The organism is Blastococcus aurantiacus (genome assembly GCF_900102425.1).
Lineage (GTDB): Bacteria > Actinomycetota > Actinomycetes > Mycobacteriales > Geodermatophilaceae > Blastococcus > Blastococcus aurantiacus.
Genome location: NZ_FNBT01000001.1, coordinates 1 through 17014 on the forward strand (window position 1 = coordinate 1; position 17014 = coordinate 17014).

A 17014-nucleotide genomic window follows, 5' to 3' on the forward strand; every position below is an offset into this window, starting at 1 on the left:
TCGACGCCATCGGCGGGGAGAAGCTCCAGGCCGCGGTCGAGTCGATCCTGCAGGCATCCCGCCCCGCGGGGGACACCCGCACCCGCGCCCAGCAGCTGGCCGATGCCCTGGTGCAGCTCGCCGACAACGTCCTCTCATCCGGCGATCTGCCGACGATGCGGACGGTCAAGCCGCAGGTGATCATCACCATCCCGCTCGAGGACCTCATAAAACCTCCCCCCGGAGCGGGAGCCGGCCGCACCGGCTTCGGCGGCGTCATCTCCGCGGCCAAGGCCCGCTGGCCGGCCTGCGACAGCACGGTCATCCGCGTGGTGATGGGCCCGGACGGCCAGCCGCTGGACCTGGGTCGCACCCACCACGTCGCCGAATGGGTGCAGGACCAGGGGCCGACGAGCCTCGAGAACTCAGCCCTGCTCTGCGAACGGCACCACACCGAGGTGCACCACGGGTTCCGGGTGGAGCGACGACCCGACGGGCGATGGCGCACCTGGCGCCCCGACGGCACCGAGATCGTCGTCCACGAATCGTTCCTCGTCTCCGCCTGACCCGCGCCCCTGACCGACGTGGGTCACCTCCGGCTGCCCCACTCAGGAAAGGGCGGCGGCTCCCGGAGCCAGGACGCGACGCCCGCCAGGACGCCCGGGTCGACGACCAGATCGGAGTGTTCCAAGTCTGAGAACTCCAGAAGGTCAGCGCCGTAGTGCCTGGCCACCATCCGCCCCTGTGGGTGACCACTGCGGCCCGCCACCACGAGCACGGGGCAGGTGACCGATGGAACCGAGATCCCCCGCTTTCGCTCATCCAGGGCGCGCAGGGATTCTGGGCGGCACCGCGTACCAGGGGGCAGCGGGCCGTACGCGGACTCGGCATCGTAGGTGCCCGAGCGGAGTGCCCGAAGGGCATCTCCACCTGAGAGCTCCAGGGGAAGGCTCGGCTCGAGGACGACCACTGCCTCCAACGGAGACTGCTGCGCGGCCATCAATGCCACGAGGCCCCCCATGCTCCATCCGCAGACGACCGAAGGGCGGCCAGCGGCCGCGACGAGCACCCGGTCGACATAGTCGCTCATCCGCGCCTGGGCGACGTCGAGTCCCTCCTGCAGGTCCGGAGCGCGGACGTCGTAGCCGGGGAACGCCACGGGCCACTGGTCGAACACCCACGGCCCGCTGGTCGCCCCGTGGACCAGGATCAGGCGCTCAGCTCCGCCCGCTGACTCGGCCGTCCCCGTCACGCTATCCATCGTGCCGTGAGGCTCAGCTGGGGACTGTTGTCGGCCGAGTCATCACCCCTGGATCAGGGGGAGCCCCGGGCGATCGAGGTCTGGACCCCGCGGTCCCCGCTGTCCGGTGCCTCGTCGGGCCGTTCTGGGACACAGGGCGGCTTCACGGACACCTACGTCCACATCCTGAGGTCTCCATTCGGCGGCGATCAGGCTGCGATGCAGAGCGACCTGATAGCCGGACACCATGATGATCGCGTGACCGCTCGTAGCCGGGCTCTGCTCCCTGCACTGCTCGTCTTCGCCGCGTCCGCCTGCGGCAGCAACGATGACGAGCGACTGCTGACGGGCGACGATCCCGGCCGCCCGTCGGCGGGGTGGGAGCGCGACGAGGGGGTCCCGTCATCCGTGATCCGGATCTACGAGGGCGAGACCCACTGCGACATGGACAGTGCCCTGATCCTGGAGATCCACTGGCCGCGTGACGGTGGCAGCACCGAGCGCGCCGGGCACTCGTTCGTACGCGACCCAGAGGGTGTCTTCGCCGAGCGCACCGTCGGGTCGTTCGTTCCCGATGCTGAGCTGCCCGACGACGCGATCCCGACCGGCTGGGAGAACGGCCCCGGGGTCGAGCTGTGGCTGGCGAACGACCTCTCGACGGCCTACGCCGTGGACGGTGACACGGTCGAGGCGTGGCCGGCCCTCTCGAGCGGCGCTCCCTGCGCTTGAGCGGATCCCAGCGGCCTTGATCACCTCGTGCGGCGCTCTCCGCCTTCCTGATCGCCGTCACGTCTGCCTGCACCTGGGGCGATGGCGTACCGCCTGGATCGACACGCCTGAAGGGTCGACCGTCTACGACCCGGACATCGGGCAGGCGGACACCGCTCGCCCCGACAGCGCACCCTCGGGGTGGACCCCCGCGCCCCGTCGGGTGGACCGGCGCGACTACCAGCGGCCCCCGGACATCGCGGTGGCCCCCGAGCCCGTCGCCCTCGGCTACAGCGACCAGGCGTTCGTCCTCGTGGCCGACGGGGTCATCCGCCGGGTCGTAGGCCCGCCGGGCGCGCCGACGAGCGAGGAGACGCTCGAGGTGCCGGCGGACATCTTCTTCCAGCCCTGAGACGCGACCGCGAACCTGTACTTCGACACGAGCGCCACCGTCGTCGCGGGGTGCATTCGGCAGTCCGGGGAATGGCCCGTTGCGCGCTGCTACATCGGCTCACCGTGAGCACGGCTGCACGCTGACCAGACGGGGGCTCGAGGGACGCGGGGGAACATCCGGACGGTCGTGGCCCGGCTGGCCTGGGAGACTGCTGGCATGGCACTGCTCGGCGAGTACGAGCCCAGCACCGTCCCGTGGGTGCGAGAGGAGGTCGAGCACCTCGAGCGCACCGGCGAAGGGCTGCGCGGGCGGTCCGTCGTGCTGCTCACCACCGTGGGTGCGCGCAGCGGTCTGCTGCGCAAGACGCCGCTGATGCGGGTCTCGCACGCCGGGGTCTACGCCGCCGTCGCCTCGACCAGGGGCGGCGACCGGCACCCGCACTGGTACGGCAACGCCCTGGCCCACCCGAAGGTCGAGCTGCGCGACGGGGACCAGGTGCTCTCCCTCGTGGCCCGCGAGATCACCGGCGTCGAGCGCGCGGGGTGGTGGTCCCGCGCGTGCACCGTGTTCCCGTCCTACGTGGAGTACCAGCGCCGGACCAGCCGGCGCATCCCGGTGCTCCTGCTGGAGCCGGCCTCCCCGGCCCCCGAGCCCGGCCGCGCCTGACCGGTCACCGCTCGAGCGGGTGCTTGGGGAGCTCCACCCACACGCGCTTCCGGTCACCGTCGACCTGGACACCGTGCGCGGACGCGAGATCCGCGATGACGTAGAGCCCGTACCCACCCTGCCCCGCGGGCCGGGCCACAGCCGGCGTGGGGAGCACGTCGCCCGCCGAGTCGGTGGCGACGACGATCCAGTGATCACCCGCCTCCCGCAGGTCGAGGGTGGCCGGAGGTCGCCCGTGGCGCAGCGCGTTCGAGGCGAGCTCGTCGATGACCAGGATCGACCGCTCGACGACCTCGTCGAGCACGACCTCGTCCAGGATGCCGTCGGCCACGAGGGACGCGGTCAGGAACGCCCTCGCACGCCGGCGGACGGCCCCGAGGTGCCGGAGGGACGTCAGCTCCAGCACGTCCGTGGGCGGGACGTCGGGTACGGGACTGGTCCGGCGCCACGACGTCCGGCCGGCGCCGGCAGCGGCCGGGGGCCCGGGCCGGACGGCCACCAGGGCGACGTCGTCCTCACCCGCGCGCGGGACCATGGCCTCGAGGATCGCGTCGCAGAGCGCGCCGAGCTCCTCCGAGGCGTGCTCCTCGACGGTGGCCAGCAGTCGTCGCAGCCCTTCGTCGAGGTCCTCGCCGCGGCGCTCCACCAGCCCGTCGGTGTAGAAGAGCAGGGTCGATCCGGCCGGGAGCGTCGTCGCCTCGGTCGTCCGCCGGGCCGACGCGTCGACGCCCAGCAGGAGGTCGGCCTTGGTGCCGGGGTCGAGGAGCCGGGCCCCACCGGACGCGTCCAGCAGCACCGGCGGGGGGTGGCCGGCGTTCGACCACTGCATCTGCACCCCGTCCCGGCCGTCGTCCGCCGTGGGGAGCGAGAGCTGAGCCAGGACGGCCGTCGCCATGGTGTTGAGCTCCAGGCCGACGATCGCCTCGTCCACCGATGACAGCAGCCCGCTCGGCACGTCGCCGGAGTTGAAGCAGATGCCGCGGACCAGCCCGCGGATCTGCCCCATTGCGGCCGCGGCGCGGGTGTCGTGGCCCACCACGTCGCCGATCACGAGGACGAGGTCCCCGCTGCGGTGGCGGAAGGCGTCGTACCAGTCCCCTCCGACCTGGGCCTGCCGGGCCGCCGCGACGTAGCGGACGGCGATGTCGGCGAAGGCGACGACCGGCGGCTCGGTGAGCAGGCTCTGCTGCAGCTCCGTGGCCAGGTGGCGCTGACCGGAGTAGAGCCGTGCGTTGTCCAGGGCGATGCCTGCACGGCGGCCGATCTCGACGGCGAGGTCGAGATCGGCCGCGCCGAACGGGACGCTGCCGGCGCCCTTCGCCAGAAGCAGCGAGCCAAGGAGGCCCGTACGGCCCGGGATGGGGACGGCGATCAAACTCCGGGCGCCCAGCAGCCGTACCAGCGAGCGCAGCGCGGGATCAGGCACCTGGGCGAGGAGGTCCTCGGGGCCCACGTCAGGGAGCAGCACCTGCTCGCCACCGGCCGCCCGGCGGCTGGGCTCGGTGCTCGAGCCCGTCCGGGACTGCAACCGCTCCGTCTTCCGGACCACGACGTCGAGCGCCGGATCACGGTGCCGGATCACGACGCCGGCGGCCTGGTCGTGCTCGTCGCGGAGATGGACGCCGACCCAGTCCGCGAGCGCCGGGACCAGCGCGTCGGCCAGCCGGGACTGCGACTCCGCGAGGTCGAGGGATCCCATGAGCGACTGGGAGATCTGCCCCAGCAGTTCGACCTGGGCCGCCAGTCGGTCCCGCTCCCGCTCGGCGCGCCGCTGATCGGTCACATCGACGGCGAGCAGCAGGACGACCGGGCGGCCCACGTCGTCCTGGCTGCTCGCGGCGCTGAGCTCGACATCCACCCGATCGGCGACGCGTAGGTGCAACGGGGGCCGGACGGCCCCGGGCGCGACGCCGGAGGCGGCGGGTGGCGGGCCCGCCATCACCAGGGACAGGGCACCGGGGACGACGTCGTCCACCGGTTGCCCGGTCATCCCCGGTCGCAGACCGAACAGGTGCTCGGCACGGCGGTTCCAGCCCAGCAGGTCGCCGCCCTCGCCGGTGACGAGCACGGCCAGGGGGGCGTGCTCCAGGAGCGCCCCGACGGCGGTGACGCGCGAGGGCGCAGGAGCCTCCGCCACATCCACTCCGTGGACGACGGCGGCGAGGACGGCGCTGTGCCGGCGCCGCCCGACACCCGCCGAGCGCAGCTCCTGCAACCGGACCGGGAGATCCGCGGCGTCGGCGCCCGCGACCAGCAGGTCCAACGGGACCCCCGGAGCGAAGGACGCCTGCCGCCGGACGGCGTCGGGATCCGGGGCGATGACGGCGATGTTGGCGTCCGGCCATCGCCGGTGCGCCCGCTGCACCGCCGCCACGGCCGAGGCGACCAGAGGTCCGATCACCACCAGGTCCATCGGTCGGCCCGGTGCATCCTGCGCCACGGCCAGGTTCGGGACCCGCTCGGCCCCGGCCAGGCCTTCGACCAGCGCCGTGTCCGTGCCGGGGACACCGACGAGGAGACAGCGGCCCGGAGACCCGGCCCCGGTCAATCGCCCAGCAGCGGCAGGCCCAGCGCCGCTCGCCCGGTCCAGGTGCGCAGGATGTCCGTCGTCGGGCTCATCACCTCGGCGGCCCGGGCATCCCGCAGGTGCCGCTCCAGTGGCGATCTGTCCCGGTAACCGATGCCTCCCACCAGCGTCATGGCCTCGTTGGTGACCTCCACCGCGCACTTGGCCACCTCCGCCTTGGCAGCGGTGAGGCCGAGGAGCGCCTTGGGTCCGCCGGCATCGCCCTCCTCGGCTGCCCAGTAGACGAGGCGCCGGGTCCGCTCGACCTGCGCCCAGAGCTCACCGAGGCGGTGCTGCAGGATCGGCTCGGTCGCGAGTCGTCGGCCGGTGTGCCCGTGGGCCCGACGGGTCAGGTGCGCCGTCGCCTCGTCCAGCGAGGCCTGCGCCACCCCGAGGTAGCTGCCGGCCATCGCCATCAGGAAGTAGGGAGCCACGACCTCGAACACGTACCAGATCTGGTCGCCCTCGGCGCCCAGCAGGTGATCGGCACCCACCAGGACGCCGTCCAGCAGCGCCCGCCTCGAGGAGTTCCCCCGCATGCCGACGCCGTTCCACGCGTCGACCCACGTCATGCCCCCGACCCCGGCTGGAACCAGGACGCAGGAGAACTCACCGACGGGCGCATCCGGGTCGGCGGCCACGGTGCTGACGACGTAGGAGTCGGCATGCGAGCCGTTGGTGACGAACGACTTCTCGCCGTCGATCCGCATGCCCGTGCCCGCCTGGGTCATCCGGGTCTGCGGCAGCCAGAAGGCAGCGCCGGTTCCCGGCTCGGAGAGCGCCAGGGTGGTGAGGTGTTCCCCCGCCACGATGGCGTCGAGGAAGTCCGCGCGCTGTCGGTCGGTCGGCTTGGCCGCGATCACCGCCGTGGCCACGGAGTGCATCCCGAAGCACAGCGCGGTCGAGGCGCACACCCGACCCAGCGCCTCTCCCACGGCTGCGACGCCACCGAGGCCGAGCCCCGCCCCGCCGAGGGACCGAGGAGCCGCCAGGCCACCCAGTCCGGCTTCCTGCAGCGCGCGCAGGGGCTCGGCCGGCCAGACCCCGGAGTCGGTGCGGTCGACCAGCGGGCGGGCGACGGCCTCGGCGATCTCCGTGGCGCGGAGCGTCGCCTCCGCGACACTGACGGGGGGCGCGGTCACAACGGGGAAGCCTAGGGGACCGCCCTGCGGCTCGTCGGGCACGGGACGTCGTCGACACCTCGACACCCCAGCAGCCGGCCGTGCCGGCCCGGCACCTCGGCGCAGCCCGTCCGCCGGCTGGGCAGCGAACGGCGCCGCCTCAGGGGACGGCGCCGCGTGCCGTCGATGCCGATCAGTCGGCCGGCGTCCAGGTCGCCTTGTCGTCCGCACCGTCGCCGGGCCGCCCGCTCCCGTCACCGCGGGGACCGTGGCCCGGGCCGCCGGCCGGCGCCTCGCTGTTCACGCGCTCGGCGACCCGCTCCTCCAGGTCGGCGAGCCGCTCGCCGGCCTCCTCCTGCGTGAGCCTGCCGTCCTCTACCGCGGCGGCGATGCGCTCCTGCTGCGCGGTCACCAGGGCGTCCACGAGCGCGTCGACCTCGACGCCTCGCTCACCGGCGAGGTCAGCCAGCGTGGTGCCGTCCGCCTCGAGCGCCGTGCGCAGCTCGTCCTCGGTCATGCCGAGCGCCGTCGCCGCAGTGGACAGGTCGAACCCGCCGCCGCGGTGCCCGCCGCCGTGGCCGATGCCCGCCTCGTCGAGCGTGCTCGCCACTTCGTCGGCCTGCTCCTGGGTGATCGATCCGTCGGAGACCAGCCCGGACAGGGCTTCGGTGATCCGGTCGACCGCGGACCCGGCGGGTTCCCCGAGTCCGCGAGCGCCGGAACCGCGACCGCCAGGCCGCCCAGGCCGCCCAGGCTCAGCACCCCCGCGGTGGTGGCGATGATCAGCTCCTTGCGCATGAGGGCTCCTCGTCCGCAGCCGGACCGTCCGGCCGCGGTTGCAGCCTCGACGGCCCTCCTGGGATGGACCTGGCACCGACCGAGGGTGTCCCTGTGAGTGAGCGTCCCCGCCGGCGGCGTGGGCCGGGGCCTGGATCACGCCTGCCGCCCAGCGGACGTCCAGCCGCTTCGCAGGTCGGGCGGGGACCGTGGCGGCATGGACGACCACCGGTACCGATCGGCAGACCCCGCGACGACGCGTCCGGGTGGGCAGCTCGTCCTGGCCGTCGCCCTGCTCGTGGTGGCCGCCCTGACGCTGACGCCTGCGGGCACCGGCTGGACGTGGGGCGCCCCGCTCGCCGAGCTGCGCTGGTACGCCACCGGTCTGGACTCCGAGGCGACCGTGCTCCAGCTGGTCGGCAACCTCTGCCTGCTCGCCGTCCCGGCCGGCCTCGTCGTCGCCCTGTGGCCGGCCGCGGGGCGGATCGGCTACCTGATCGGGCTCGCGGCCGGCGCGGCGGCCGGCATCGAACTGCTCCAGTGGCTCCTGCCGCTGGGCCGGGTGGTGTCCCCGCTGGACGCCGCGCTCAACGCCGGGGGCGCCGTGGCGGCGGGGCTGCTCGTCCGCCAGGTCCAGCGGGCATCCGCGGCCATCCGCCCGGAGGCGGGTCGGCACCCGGCCGCCGCGCGCACGGCGGAGCCGGTGGGTGCGGTCAGGCGGGGGTGACCTCGTAGGTGTGCCCCGCGGCGCGCAGCCGCTCCACGAGGACGTCGCCCAGCGCCGTGGCCGGGGTGAGCGAGCCGGCGCGGTCGGGCAGCCGGTCGCCGTCCAGGGCGAGCGCGAGCGCCGACTCCCCCAGCATCACCGCGGTCGCGGCGTAGCCCGGGTCACCCTTCCCGGCGGCGACGGCGGTGTAGCGACGGCCGCTCTCGGTCGTCGCCTCGACGTCCATGCGGAACCAGCCGTTGCGCTGCACCTCCTCGCTCGGCCCGGTCCCCGGCGCGGGCAGCACGCGGTCGAGCAGGCCGCGGGTCGGCCCGAAGCTCATGGCCGACACCGCGCCCACCAGGCCCGCGGTCACGATCGCCGCGGTCACCGCGCCCCGGGGGCCGCTGCCCGCACCCATCGCCTCGCCGTAGCTGAACTCCCGCCCGTAGGCCCAGTCCTGCAGCGCGTTGCTCCGCCGGACGATTCGGGTGTTGAACGAGGCCATGACGAACGGCGCCGTCCACCGCCCGTCCGGGCCGTGCGCGGGCAGGCCGGCGTCCCTGGGCTGCTGCGTCTTCGGCTCGGCAGCCCGGTCCGGGCTCAGGGCGTAGGGGTCGCCCACCACGCGGCGCCGGGCGGGGTCCTTCTCCAGCGCCTCGACCTGCGCGCGCATGGAGTCGATCGTGCCGCCGCTGAATCCGCCGCGGAGCGTCGCCACCAGCCGCACGTCGCGCAGCCCACCGGCGCCGTCGGCCGCGGCCCGGGCCGCCAGGAGCATCGCGGTGAGGTCCGAGGGGATGGAGTCGTAACCGCAGGCGTGCACGATCTTCGCCCCGGTGCCGCGTGCGACGGCGTCGACCCGGTCGATCGCGTCGCGGACGAACAGGACCTCGCCGGTGAGGTCGGCGTAGTGCGTGCCGGCCGCGGCGCAGGCCTCGACCAGCGGCATGCCGTACCGCGCGTACGGGCCCACGGTGGTGACGACGACCCGCGTCCCGGCGGCGAGCGCCGCCATCGAGGCGGGGTCTGACGCGTCGGCCTCGATGAGCGGCCACTCCGCGGCCGCCGCCGGCAGCGCCGCCCGCGCCTCCTCCAGCCGCGCGCGGGACCGCCCGGCCAGGGCGATGCGGGTACCCACGGGGGCGTGCTCGGCCAGGTAGGCGGCGAGCAGCTTCCCGACGAAGCCGGTCGCCCCGAAGACGACGAGGTCGGAGTCGCGTGCGCTGGCGGTCATGGACGCATGCTTACCGGGCCGGGCGCCTCCCGCGCACGCCGGGCAGCGCCGGACCGTCGGTGTCGGCTGCCACGATGGGCCCGTGCTGCTCGCCGACGTCGTCGCCGCCTCCGTCCGGGTCGCGGCCACGCGGTCCCGCACGGCCAAGGCCGCCGCCATCGCCGAGCTGCTCCGGCGGGCCGACGCCGACGAGGTCCGGCCGGTCACGGCGTGGCTGTCGGGCGATACCGGGCAGGGCCGGCTCGGCGTCGGCTGGCGCACCCTCGCGTCGCGGACGGGACCCGTCGCGGAGAAGCCCTCGCTGACCGTGGCCTCGGTGGTCGCCGCCCTCACCGAGCTGGCGACGACGTCGGGCGCGGGGTCGGCCGCCCGGCGCGACGCCGTCCTCGGCGCGCTGCTGTCCGCCGCCACCGCCGAGGAGGAGCGGTTCCTCGGCAGCCTGCTCACCGGCGAGCTCCGGCAGGGAGCGCTGGAGGGGGTCGTGCTCGACGCGGTGGCCGCAGCCGCCGGCGTCCAGCCCGCGACGGTGCGCCGGGCCTTCATGCTCTCCGGCCGGCTGCCCGAGACCGCTGCCCTGGCGCTGGACGGCGGGACGCCCGCCCTCGAGGAGGTGCGGCTGGAGGTCGAACGCCCCGTCCGGCCGATGCTGGCCAGCCCGGGATCGTCGCTGGACGCCGCGCTGGCCGACCTCGGCTCCGACGTGACCGTGGAGTTCAAGCTCGACGGCGCCCGCATCCAGGTGCACCGGGACGGCGACGACGTCCGGGTGTGGACCCGCACGCTGCGCGAGATCACCGAGTCGGTGCCCGAGCTGGTGGCGCTCGTGCGGTCGCTCCCCTGCCGCAGCGCCGTCCTGGACGGGGAGACCCTCGCCCTGGACGACGACGGGCGGCCGCGCGCCTTCCAGGACACGATGAGCCGCTTCGGCAGCCTGCTCCCGGACGGCATGGCGGCCGACGAGGGAGTGCTGCTCAGCCCGTTCTTCTTCGACCTGCTGCACCTCGACGGCCGCGACCTGCTCGACGAACCGCTCGACGTCCGCCTCGACGCGCTGGCGGCGCTGCTGGCCGACGACGCGCACGCCGCGCTGCGGATGCCCGGGGTCCGGCGACCGCAGGCCGGGCAGGCCGCGCAGGTGCTGGACGACGCGCTCGCCGGCGGTCACGAGGGCGTCGTCGTCAAGGCGCTGGACGCGCCCTACGCCGCGGGCCGGCGGGGCAAGGCCTGGCAGAAGGTCAAGCCGGTGCACACCCTCGACCTCGTCGTCCTCGGCGCGGAGTGGGGGTACGGCCGCCGCACCGGCTCGCTGTCCAACATCCACCTGGGCGCCCGGGACCCCGACGGCGGCGAGCCGGTGATGGTCGGCAAGACGTTCAAGGGGATGACCGACGAGCTGCTGGACTGGCAGACGCGCACCTTCCCCGACCTGGCCCGGGAGCGCCCCGAGTGGGGCGTGCTGCTGCGGCCGGAACTCGTCGTCGAGATCGCGGTGGACGGCGCCCAGCGCAGCACGCGCTACCCCGGTGGCGTCGCCCTGCGGTTCGCCCGGGTGCTGCGCTACCGCCCGGACAAGGGCGCGGCCGACGCCGACACGATCGACGCCGTCCGGGCTCTCCTCGCACCGTGATCCGGGAGCGGCGTGCCCGGTCGCCCGGCTCACCCGTGCGGCTCCGCGAGGCTGCGCCCCGGTCCCGCCAGGCTGACGTAGAAGTCGAGCGCACCTCTGGCGTCCACCTCCTGCCGGACCCATCGGTACCCGACCGACCGGGCGAGCCGGATCGATGCCCCGTTCGACGGGCGGATCGTCGCCCACAACCGCCGGTGGCCGGCGGCGTGCGCCGCCGCGGTCACCCGGCGGGCCGCCTCGCGGGCGAACCCCCGCCCCTGGTGCACGTCACCGAGCTCGTACCCGATCTCGGGGTCGTCCCGGCACCGGTCGCCGGTGAACACCCCGCAGGTACCCACGAACGTGCCGTCGCGAAGGCGGAGGCCGTACCAGCCAAGCCCGTGCTCGCGGTGCCGCACGACGCGGCGCTCGAGCCAGGCCCGGGTGACCGCCGGATCGGCGACCGGCCCCTCGCCCAGGGCGCGACCGGGCCGGGAGAACAGCGCGTGCACGGCGTCCAGGTCGTCCGGGCCCAGCAGCCGGAGGGCCAGGCGCTCGGTGCTCAACGACAGGGGCATCCCCATGGCGGCACGCTAGGCCCCGGCCGTCGTCGCCGGTCCCGGGCTGCAGCGGATGTACCACTCGGTGGCGAGCATCGCGCCGCGCGCTTCCGGAGGCAGGGCGGCGACCAGGCCCGGGACGGCCCCCCGGTCGATCTCGCTCCGGTGCGCCAGGACCGCCGCGACCTTCTGCTCCAGCCACGGGGTGACGTCGAGGCGATCGGTGACCTGCTCGTCCGGGACGCTGTAGACCGCCCGCCGGGCGCCGATGGCCGCCCGCAGCGCCGGTACGACGGAGTCCGGGTGGGTGGCCAGGTACAGGGCGCGCGGCTGCCAGGGCGCGCCGGCCTCCGGGTACAGCTTCTCCAGCCCGGCCGCCTCGGCGGCGAGCACGGTGACCCGGTAGGTGTGCAGGTGGTCCGGGTGGCCGGTCATCCCGCCGTAGGCGTCGTGGGTCACCACGACGTCGGGGCGGAACGCCCTGATGTGCGCCACCAGCCGGCCCACCACCTCGTCCAGGGGTGCGTCGAGCAGGCGCGGACTCCCGGGCGCCGACTCGGGGACGAGCGCGTCGGCGTAGCCCAGCATGCGCGGCTCACCGGCTCCGAGGATCCGCACCGCCTCCGCCAGCTCCGGTGCGCGGATCGAGTTCCGCGACCAGGTGGCCGTGACCACCGCCGTCCGTGCGCCGGCCGCGGAGGCCCGGGCCAGCAGCCCGCCGGCCGAGAGGGACTCGTCGTCCGGGTGGGCGAAGACGCCGAGCACGCTGGCCCCGGTCACTGCCGCAGTGCCTCCCGGATGAACGCGACGACGTCGGCGAGGACCTCGTCGCGGTTCGTCTCGTTGAAGATCTCGTGCTGCGCCCCGGGGTAGATCTTCTCGACGTAGCGCTCACCGCGGAGGTGTTCGACGCCGATGCGGCTGCGCTCCATCGGCACCAGCCGGTCGGCCTCGCCGTGCGCCCACATGAGCGGCAGCGCGCCCAGCGACGGCCCCCCCTGGACGGCGTCCGTGCCGCGGACGATGGCCTCGATCGTGGGCCGCTTGAACGGGCCGTGCCACACCAGCGGGTCGTCGGCGTAGTCCCGGCCCACTGCGGGATCCCGCGAGAGGGTCGCGATGTCCAGGGGCACGTCGGGGATCTCAGGCAGCGCCAGGAGCTGGGGACCGGCCTCCCAGGGTCCGACCAGCGGCCCGGAGAGCACCACCGCGGCCAGCGAGTCGGCGTACCGCTGGGCGTAGCGCGCCGCGATCAGCCCGCCCATCGAGTGGCCGATCAGCACCACCGGCAGCCCGGGGTGCTGCGCGCGGGCCTGCTCGTCGGCGAGGTGCAGGTCGTCGACCACGCGCTCGAAGTCCGTGACGACCACCCGGTCGCCGTCGCTCTTCCCGTGGCCGACGTGGTCGACGGCGTGCACGACGGCCCCCGCGTCCACGAGCGCTCCCGCGACGTGGTCGTAGCGCCCGGCGTGCTCGCCGTACCCGTGCGCCAGCAGGATGACGTGGGTGGGCGAGTCGCTACCCCAGGTCCGGCCGGCCAGCCGACCGGCGTGCCCGTCGAGCGTCCACTCCCGTGCCGCGCTCATGCCGACGCCGCCACGCGCGGGGCGACCTCGGTGCCCAGCAGCTCGATGCCGCGCAGCAGGTCGGCGTGCGCCAGCCGCGGGTTGGTCATCTGCAGCGAGATGCGGTCGACGCCGCCGAGCTGCCCGGAGATCCGGACGAGCTTCTCAGCCACCGTGTCGGGGTCACCCATGAAGAACGCTCCGTCCGGTCCGCTCGTCGCGTCGAACTGCGCGCGGCTCGGCGGGGAGAACCCTCGCTCCCGCGACACCTTCTCGAACATCTCGTGCCAGCCGGGGTAGATGGTGTCGGCCGCCGCCTGCGTGCTGTCCGCGACGAAGCCGAACACGTGCAGCCCCACCTGGAGCGTCTCCGGCGCGTGCCCGGCCTGCGCCCCGGCGCGGCGGTAGAGGTCGATCAGCGGCCCGAACTGGCGGGGCTCCCCGCCGATGATCGCCACCATCAGCGGCAGGCCGAGCAGCCCGGCCCGCACGAAGGACTCCGGCGTGCCGCCGACACCCACCCAGATCGGCAGCGGGTCCTGCAGCGGCCGTGGGTAGACGCCCTGACCGGTGAGCGGCGGGCGGTGCCGGCCCGACCAGGTGACCTTCTCGGACTCCCGGATCTGCAGCAGCAGGTCGAGCTTCTCGGCGAAGAGCTCGTCGTAGTCGGCCAGGCTCAGCCCGAACAGCGGGAACGCCTCGGTGAACGAGCCGCGCCCGACGACCAGGTCGATCCGGCCCTTGGAGATGAGGTCCAGCGTGGCGAACTGCTGGAAGACCCGCACGGGGTCGGCGGCGCTGAGCACCGCGACAGCACTCCCCAGCCGGATGCGGCTGGTCCGTGCTGCGGCGGCCGCCAGGATCACCGGCGGCGCGGAGTCGTAGTACTCGGGACGGTGGTGCTCGCCGATGCCGAACGAGTACAGCCCCACCCGGTCGGCGAGCTCGATCTCCTCGAGGAGGTGCTCCATCCGCTCCTCGGGCCCGACGAGGCGGCCGGAGGCCGGATCGGTCACCGCCGAGACGAAGCTGTCGATGCCGAGGTGCATGGACCGTCCTCCGATGTCCGCCGCCCGCACCGGTGGTTCCCGGCGCGTGACCGGCCCAGTCAAGCAGGGCGCCGCGACGCCGGCCGCCGGCACCTGCTCCCGTGCCGGCGGCGTGGCGGCCCAGCCGGGCGGGCAGTACAGCAGCCATGAGGACAGCGCCGCCGGGCCGGCCGGCGCCGGGCGGACCCGAGACCGGGCGCGCCGGGCACGGGCACGACGCGCACGCCCCGCACCGCATCCCGCTGCGGGGCTGGCTGCAGGTGCTCGGCCGGGCGGGGCGGCACGTCCTCGACGACCGGCTCATGGCGCTGGCCGCGGCTGTGTCGTTCTTCGCGATCCTGTCGATTGCGCCGCTGCTGGTGACGGCGCTGTCGGTGTACGGCGCCGTCAACACCCCCGACCAGGCGCTCGATCAGCTCTCGTCGGTCGCCGAGGTGCTGCCTCCGGAGCTCGAACCGCTGGTGGCCGAGCAGCTGACCACGATCACGACGGCGTCGGCGCAGGTGCTGACCTGGCGCGGCCTGAGCGGCCTGGTCGCCGCACTCGTCACGGCGACGACCGCGGCCACCTACCTCATCGACGCGCTGACCCTGGCCTACTCCGAGACCGAGACCCGTGGCTTCCTCCGCCGCACCGGCCTGGCCGCCGTCTTCGTGGTGGCCGGCGCGCTGGTCCTGGGCGCGGTGATCGCCGGGACCGGCGCCCTCTCCCGGCAGCTGAGCCGCCTGCCCGATCCGCTGCGGCCGCTCGCCCCGGCGCTGCTCTGGCTGACGCTGGCGGTCGTGCTCGCGCTCGTCCTCGCCGTCCTCTACCGGTTCGCGCCGGACCGGGAGCGGGCCCGCTGGCGGTGGATCAGCGTCGGGGCGGTGGTCGCCATCGTGCTCTGGCTGGCCGCCTCCGTCGGGCTCTTCGCCTACGTGCAGAGCCTCGGGTCCTACGAGACGACCTACGGCTCGCTCGGCGGCGTGGCCATCAGCATGTTCTGGCTGTGGCTCACCGTCCTGCTCGTCATCGCCGGCGCGGCGGTGAACGCCGAGAGCGAGCGGCAGACGGCCCGGGACTCCACCGTGGGCCCGGACCGGCCCGCCGGGGAGCGCGGCGCCGTCGTCGCCGACAGCGTGCCGCCCTACCGCGGCGAGGAACCGGCCTAGCCCTGGGACGCGGGCTGCTCCGCCCGCAGGTGCACCTCGAAGAACCGCAGGATGCGCGCCCACGCGTCCTCGGCGGAGGGCTGGTGGTAGTTGAAGCCGGCCACCTTCTCCAGCACGCTGAACGGGCCGGCGTTGTGCCGGTTCAGGAACGAGTGGCCGGCGTCTGGATACTCCTTGACGTCGTGCGGCACACCGAGCCCGGTGAGGACGCCCTCGAGCCGGTCCGCCGCCCCCCGCAGGGCAACGTCCCGCCGTCCGTAGCTGGCGATCACCGGGCAGGCACCACGGAGGACCTCCTCTGCGTTCGCCGGGAGCTGGCCGTAGTTGGGAGCGGAGGCGTCGAAGCCGCGGGTGGCGGCCAGCAGCGCGAAGCCGCCGCCCATGCAGAAGCCGAGGACGCCGACGCGTCCGGTGCTGTCTGGCCGGTCGGCCAGCCAGCGGCGGGTCGCCTCCAGGTCGCCGAACGCGGGTCCCTGCCCGCGCATCAGCGCACCGAAGGTCGAGCGCAGGCAACGCAGCACCCCGCCGGCGGTGAACAGGTCGGGCGCCACGGCGAGGTAGCCGGCGGCGGCCAGCCGGTCGGCCTGCTGCCGGGTGTCGTTCGTCAGCCCGAAGGCCTCGTGCACGACGACGACGGCCGGCCAGGGCCCCTCCCCCGTCGGTGGCACGGCGAGGTAGGCCTTCAGCTCCGGGGCGCTCTCGCCGCCGGGGACGAGGATGTCGGGCACGGGACCTCCGGGAGGGACGGGGCTGGTCAGCTGCCGGGACGGAACGGGTTCTTGCCCGCCCGGAACAGGGTCTCCTGCGTGAAGCTGGCGGCCAGCGTGCCGCCCGCGGTGAAGATCGCACCCGTGTACCAACCACGTCCACCCGAGACCGTGCCCGGCTCCATGTCCATGAGCACCCAGTCGTCCAGCGGCGCGTGCCGGTGGAACCAGACGGCGTGGTCGAGGGTCGGCCCGGGGCTCGCCTCGTCCTGCGGCATGTTGGCCAGTCCGGTACCGATGTCGGACAGGTAGGTGAGCACGCAGGCGTGCACCAGGTGGTCGTCGGGCAGCGGCACCGTCGTCCGCGCCCAGAACCGCGTCGGCAGCCGCCACCCCGGATCGGCCTGCCCGGGCCGGCGGCTCTCCATCGTGAACAGCCGCGGCATGCCGTAGCTCTTCAGCCCCTCGGGACCGTCGGTGTCGGGCATCTGCTGCACCGGGATGTCCGGGCCCTCACCGCCGGCGTGGAAGGAGGCGGCCATGCTGAAGATGACCTCGCCGCCCTGCACCGCGACCACGCGGCGGGCGGAGAACGAGCCACCGTCGCGGTCCCGCTCGACGCGGAAGATCGTCGGCCGGGCGGCGTCCCCGCTGCGGAGGAAGTAGCCGTGCAGCGAGTGCGGCAGCCGGCCCGGGCCCACGGTCAGCCCCGCGGCGAGAAGCGCCTGCGCGGCCACCTGACCGCCGTACAGCGGGAACGGGTCGGCGAAGACCAGCCTGCTGCGGTAGAGGTCGCGATCGATCTCCTCGAGGTCGAGGACGTCGAGCACCGACGGCTCGGACTCTCCCGTGTCGCCACCGGGCTCGCTTCGCACTGGGTTCTCCTCGGTCGGTGTCGGATCGCGCCGCCGCGACGATACGGTCGGCCGAGTGCGACCGACGTCACCACCTCGGGGGACGTGACCGAACCATCCGGCGGCTC

Annotated in this window: 18 protein-coding genes; 7 read left to right on the forward strand and 11 right to left on the reverse strand. The window is 74.5% G+C overall.

The features are described from left to right. Nucleotides 1–545: DUF222 domain-containing protein (locus BLS70_RS00005; RefSeq protein WP_143030302.1), on the forward strand; the 545-nt coding region annotated here is incomplete at its 5' end. A gap of 23 nt (nucleotides 546–568) precedes the next feature. On the opposite strand, the gene BLS70_RS00010 is transcribed toward BLS70_RS00005, so the two are convergent. Next, complete coding sequence (locus tag BLS70_RS00010) at nucleotides 569–1231, reverse strand: alpha/beta fold hydrolase (protein ID WP_176946208.1); 663 nt, start codon at nucleotides 1229–1231, stop codon at nucleotides 569–571. 246 nt (nucleotides 1232–1477) lie between these two features. Between BLS70_RS00010 and BLS70_RS00015 the strand changes: the two genes are divergently transcribed. The 3 genes from BLS70_RS00015 (at nucleotide 1478) to BLS70_RS00025 (ending at nucleotide 2987) form a co-directional block, all read left to right on the forward strand. Then, nucleotides 1478–1948 carry a hypothetical protein gene (locus tag BLS70_RS00015; protein ID WP_091763511.1) on the forward strand — a complete coding sequence of 157 codons (471 nt, stop codon included), beginning with the start codon at nucleotides 1478–1480 and terminating at the stop codon, nucleotides 1946–1948. A gap of 202 nt (nucleotides 1949–2150) precedes the next feature. Beyond that, nucleotides 2151–2339 (forward strand): hypothetical protein, encoded by a 189-nt coding sequence (locus tag BLS70_RS00020; RefSeq protein ID WP_091763512.1) that lies wholly within the window; start codon nucleotides 2151–2153, stop codon nucleotides 2337–2339. 198 nt (nucleotides 2340–2537) lie between these two features. Beyond that, nucleotides 2538–2987 (forward strand): nitroreductase family deazaflavin-dependent oxidoreductase, encoded by a 450-nt coding sequence (locus BLS70_RS00025; protein WP_091764045.1) that lies wholly within the window; start codon nucleotides 2538–2540, stop codon nucleotides 2985–2987. Nucleotides 2988–2991: 4 nt separating this feature from the next. Here the strand turns inward: BLS70_RS00025 and BLS70_RS00030 are convergent, their stop codons facing one another. The 3 genes from BLS70_RS00030 to BLS70_RS00040 all read right to left on the reverse strand — a co-directional run bounded on the left by BLS70_RS00030 (nucleotide 2992) and on the right by BLS70_RS00040 (nucleotide 7284). After that, nucleotides 2992–5388, reverse strand: coding sequence for an ATP-binding SpoIIE family protein phosphatase (locus BLS70_RS00030; protein ID WP_176946209.1), 2397 nt, complete (start codon nucleotides 5386–5388; stop codon nucleotides 2992–2994). 143 nt (nucleotides 5389–5531) lie between these two features. After that, nucleotides 5532–6695, reverse strand: coding sequence for an acyl-CoA dehydrogenase family protein (locus BLS70_RS00035; RefSeq protein WP_091763514.1), 1164 nt, complete (start codon nucleotides 6693–6695; stop codon nucleotides 5532–5534). A gap of 172 nt (nucleotides 6696–6867) precedes the next feature. Beyond that, nucleotides 6868–7284 carry a hypothetical protein gene (locus BLS70_RS00040; protein ID WP_091763515.1) on the reverse strand — a complete coding sequence of 139 codons (417 nt, stop codon included), beginning with the start codon at nucleotides 7282–7284 and terminating at the stop codon, nucleotides 6868–6870. 384 nt (nucleotides 7285–7668) lie between these two features. On the opposite strand from BLS70_RS00040, the gene BLS70_RS00045 reads away from it, so the two are divergent. Then, complete coding sequence (locus tag BLS70_RS00045) at nucleotides 7669–8178, forward strand: VanZ family protein (protein ID WP_143030304.1); 510 nt, start codon at nucleotides 7669–7671, stop codon at nucleotides 8176–8178. Here BLS70_RS00045 and BLS70_RS00050 read toward each other — a convergent pair. Next, nucleotides 8165–9394 carry a saccharopine dehydrogenase family protein gene (locus BLS70_RS00050; protein WP_091763516.1) on the reverse strand — a complete coding sequence of 410 codons (1230 nt, stop codon included), beginning with the start codon at nucleotides 9392–9394 and terminating at the stop codon, nucleotides 8165–8167. The two genes, BLS70_RS00045 and BLS70_RS00050, sit on opposite strands and share 14 nt — an antisense overlap. 82 nt (nucleotides 9395–9476) lie before the next feature. Here BLS70_RS00050 and BLS70_RS00055 point away from each other — a divergent pair, with 82 nt between their 5' ends. Next, entirely contained in the window at nucleotides 9477–11021 is a 1545-nt protein-coding gene (locus BLS70_RS00055) for an ATP-dependent DNA ligase (protein ID WP_091763517.1), read from the forward strand. A 29-nt stretch (nucleotides 11022–11050) separates the two neighbouring features. Here BLS70_RS00055 and BLS70_RS00060 read toward each other — a convergent pair whose 3' ends face one another. From BLS70_RS00060 to BLS70_RS00075, 4 genes are read right to left on the reverse strand one after another with little or no spacing between them, the layout of a single operon-like run. Beyond that, on the reverse strand, nucleotides 11051–11584 hold the full coding sequence (locus BLS70_RS00060; RefSeq protein ID WP_091763518.1) for a GNAT family N-acetyltransferase: 534 nt from the start codon (nucleotides 11582–11584) through the stop codon (nucleotides 11051–11053). Between the two features lie 9 nt (nucleotides 11585–11593). Continuing rightward, nucleotides 11594–12340 (reverse strand): PIG-L deacetylase family protein, encoded by a 747-nt coding sequence (locus BLS70_RS00065; protein WP_091763519.1) that lies wholly within the window; start codon nucleotides 12338–12340, stop codon nucleotides 11594–11596. Beyond that, complete coding sequence (locus tag BLS70_RS00070) at nucleotides 12337–13146, reverse strand: alpha/beta hydrolase (protein ID WP_091763520.1); 810 nt, start codon at nucleotides 13144–13146, stop codon at nucleotides 12337–12339. The genes BLS70_RS00065 and BLS70_RS00070 overlap by 4 nt, the downstream gene beginning before the upstream one ends. Continuing rightward, nucleotides 13143–14174 (reverse strand): LLM class flavin-dependent oxidoreductase, encoded by a 1032-nt coding sequence (locus tag BLS70_RS00075; RefSeq protein WP_091763521.1) that lies wholly within the window; start codon nucleotides 14172–14174, stop codon nucleotides 13143–13145. Before BLS70_RS00075 ends, BLS70_RS00070 begins: the two co-directional genes overlap by 4 nt. Before the next feature lie 146 nt (nucleotides 14175–14320). Here BLS70_RS00075 and BLS70_RS00080 point away from each other — a divergent pair, with 146 nt between their 5' ends. Then, the gene (locus tag BLS70_RS00080; RefSeq protein ID WP_091763522.1) at nucleotides 14321–15325 is read left to right on the forward strand and encodes a YihY/virulence factor BrkB family protein; all 1005 of its coding nucleotides are present in this window, start codon (nucleotides 14321–14323) and stop codon (nucleotides 15323–15325) included. On the opposite strand, the gene BLS70_RS00085 is transcribed toward BLS70_RS00080, so the two are convergent. Next, a complete protein-coding gene (locus tag BLS70_RS00085; RefSeq protein ID WP_091763523.1) occupies nucleotides 15322–16053 on the reverse strand; it encodes a dienelactone hydrolase family protein in 732 nt (243 codons plus the stop codon). The two genes, BLS70_RS00080 and BLS70_RS00085, sit on opposite strands and share 4 nt — an antisense overlap. Nucleotides 16054–16079: 26 nt before the next feature. Further along, the gene (locus BLS70_RS00090; RefSeq protein ID WP_255362124.1) at nucleotides 16080–16907 is read right to left on the reverse strand and encodes an acyl-CoA thioesterase; all 828 of its coding nucleotides are present in this window, start codon (nucleotides 16905–16907) and stop codon (nucleotides 16080–16082) included. Nucleotides 16908–17014: the final 107 nt, after the last annotated feature.